Origin of the sequence: Trebonia sp. (assembly GCF_049794275.1) — a bacterium.
In the GTDB taxonomy this organism is placed as follows: Bacteria; Actinomycetota; Actinomycetes; order Streptosporangiales; family Streptosporangiaceae; genus Trebonia.
The window spans coordinates 1-2,699 of sequence record NZ_JBARCR010000233.1; the positions used below are offsets into that span (position 1 = coordinate 1).

A 2,699-nucleotide genomic window follows, 5' to 3' on the forward strand; every position below is an offset into this window, starting at 1 on the left:
CACGCCGGCAACCGCCGGCACTCCGCTGGACTGCACCAGCACTACCGCGGCGGAAGCCATGCTCGGGCCGGCACCGACCGCGCCAACGCTGGCCGCTGTCTTGAAGCTGAGCACCCTGCCCGGCTCAGGGGCGTGCTCAGCCGACGGCTGGACGCTGATCACCCTGTCGGGGATGTCGGCGGTCAGTGCGTCGAGGTCCGCGTAGGTCCGTGATGCGAATACCTGGCCGACCCGCAAGTCGAACTCGTCCTTGGTCAGCCGACCCTGAACGAACGCGGCCTTGAGCACGTCGATCGTCTGCTCGCGGTCGGCATGTGAGGTCCTCAGCTGGCCCACCGCGCCCGCCGTCCCGTCTTCGCGCCCTGCCGTCACGGGTACCTCCCATAAGCACGATCTAGCTAGAGCTTAGATCCGCCAGCCAGACAGCCCTTCCGGGTCACCTCTGCCGAGCGCCTGTCAGTGGATGCCGTCCAGACCGAGCCCAGCCCCGGCCACGGCGCCGATGCCTTGCGGCTCGATGCCGGGGTGCCACGGTCCGCCGGCCATGAGCCGCCTGGCATACTCGGTCACCGCGTCGATGATCTTTTCCGCCTGCCGGCGAGTTCTGGCGGCGGCGACCTCGTAGGCGCCCTCGCCAATCAGCGAGGTGAGAATTGCCGCATATACCCGGTCCTCTGGCCGGTCGGTGAGACGTAGCAGCGAGTCGTTCTGGCCGATCCACTCGCGTCCCCTGCGGCGCCTCATCATGTCGAATCCGGGCGGTACGTCACCGGAGCTGAACAGCAGGGTAAGGTCACGCCGCTGCCAGCTACCGTGCAGAAAGGCGCGTGCTCCCGTCTCGAAGAGCTGGCCCGGGTCGGTGACGCCCTTGTTCCTGGCGTCCGCGACTGCCTTAGTCGCCGCCTCCTCGTGCGCGAGCTGATGCTGCTCCCAGAGGGCGACGAACAGCTCGCTCTTGCCGCCGAAGTGATGGTAGAGGCTGCCGACGCTGGATCCGGCCCGCTCCACGATGTCCGCGATGCTCGCGTCGGAGAAACCACGCTCCGTGAAAACCTGTCGCGCCGCGTCAAGCAGCGCGCGTTGCGTCTGCGCGGTGCGGCTCCACTGCCGCGGTCCGCCCGCAGTGCCGTCCCTCAGCTGCCTGGGCATGGGTTCTCACCGATCCGTTCCGTCCTCCGGTCAATGTATCTCTCCGGCCGCGCGGATCCCTCTTGACAGCGCCACTGCCTCGCTTCGAAGCTCATTCTAGTAACTAATTCTGATAATGCGGCTGCCGCGGGCAGGCGGGAAAGGCTGGTGAGCACATGACAGGACTGGATGGGCGGGTGGCCATCGTCACCGGTGCTGGCCGCGGAATCGGCAGGTCAGTGGCGCTACTCCTGGCGCAGCGCGGCGCAGCCGTTGTGGTCAACGACCTGGGCGCCGCGCTGGACGGGTCGGGTGTCGACAGCGGGCCGGCGCAGCAGGTCGTGAACGAGATCGCCGAGGCGGGAGGCAAGGCCGTCGCCAACGGCGCGGACGTGTCGGACCATGCGGCCGCTGAAGGGCTCATCCGTGACGCCATCGAGGGCTTCGGCCGCCTGGATGTCGTGGTGAACGTCGCGGGGATCCTCCGCGACCGGATGGTGTTCAACATGGCCGAGCAGGAGTGGGATGACGTGATCCGCGTCCACCTCAAGGGCGCCTTCAACACCACCAAGTTCGCGTCGGCGCACTGGCGCTCACTGCGCGAAGACACCGCACAGAACCGCATCATCAACTTCACCTCGGTGTCCGGGCTGCACGGCGCTCCAGGGCAGCCGAACTACGCCGCCGCCAAGATGGGGATCGTCGGCCTGACGTACTCGTCGGCCAACGCGCTGGGCAAGTACGGAGTCACCGTGAACGCGATATCCCCCGGCGCCGCGACCCGGATGACCGAGTCGGTCCCCGATGAACGGCGGCGGACGCGCAGCGCGGCCGACGACGAGCGCTCTCCGGACAACGTCGCCCCGATCGTCGCCTACCTCGCGAGCGAGCAGTCCGGCTGGCTCACCGGCCGGATCATCCACGCCTCCGGGTACGAAGTGGCGTTGTACAGCAACCCGCAGCCGCTGATCCGGCTCATCGGCACCGGTCCGTGGGATCCCGACGCGCTGGCCGCCCAGGTGGAGACCTCGTTCGGCCCGCTGCTGAGAGGCAACCCATGACCAGCTTCCAGACCCTGCGCACCGACGTCTCGCACCAGGTCGCCACGATCTGGCTCAACCGGCCCGAGCGGCGCAACGCACTCTCTTCGGTGATGACCCGCGAGCTGTACGAAGCGTTCGCGCTGTTCGAGTCAGCCGAGGACGTTCGGGCGATCGTCGTGACCGGCACCGGACGGTACTTTTCCGCCGGCGCGGACCTCGAGCGCGGCGCCGCGCACGAACGGGAGCACGAGGTCTTCCGCTGGATGGGGCGGCAGGCTGACGCGGCGGAGGGCGTGACCGCATTCCTAGAGAAGCGCGCGCCGCAGTGGCCGCTGTCCAAGGTCAAGGACTATCCGCCGATGCTGTCCGGATAGCGCGAGATCCGGCTTGACACCCCCACGCACGGAAAGTCGAATGCTTGCATGACGGAACGGAAAAGCCCCACCGCGGTGCTGCGGGAAGGCCCCCGCACGCTGACCGAGGACCAGGTGCGCGAGATCGAGGAGACCAGCCTCGAGGGAGTGCTGC

The 2,699-nt window shown here is 68.1% G+C and carries 4 protein-coding genes; 2 read left to right on the forward strand and 2 right to left on the reverse strand.

Annotation, left to right across the window (positions count from 1 at the left end):
* Together WA805_RS06760 and WA805_RS06765 are read right to left on the reverse strand one after the other, a co-directional pair.
* Positions 1–372 (reverse strand): DUF1707 SHOCT-like domain-containing protein (locus tag WA805_RS06760; protein WP_425241904.1); only part of this gene is annotated, 372 nt, incomplete at its 3' end.
* An 84-nt stretch (positions 373–456) separates the two neighbouring features.
* Positions 457–1,149 (reverse strand): TetR/AcrR family transcriptional regulator, encoded by a 693-nt coding sequence (locus WA805_RS06765; RefSeq protein ID WP_424559637.1) that lies wholly within the window; start codon positions 1,147–1,149, stop codon positions 457–459.
* Between the two features lie 155 nt (positions 1,150–1,304).
* On the opposite strand from WA805_RS06765, the gene WA805_RS06770 reads away from it, so the two are divergent.
* The gene (locus tag WA805_RS06770) at positions 1,305–2,189 is read left to right on the forward strand and encodes an SDR family NAD(P)-dependent oxidoreductase (protein WP_422273169.1); all 885 of its coding nucleotides are present in this window, start codon (positions 1,305–1,307) and stop codon (positions 2,187–2,189) included.
* The gene (locus WA805_RS06775) at positions 2,186–2,545 is read left to right on the forward strand and encodes an enoyl-CoA hydratase/isomerase family protein (protein WP_425241905.1); all 360 of its coding nucleotides are present in this window, start codon (positions 2,186–2,188) and stop codon (positions 2,543–2,545) included. Before WA805_RS06770 ends, WA805_RS06775 begins: the two co-directional genes overlap by 4 nt.
* The last annotated feature ends 154 nt before the right edge of the window (positions 2,546–2,699 follow it).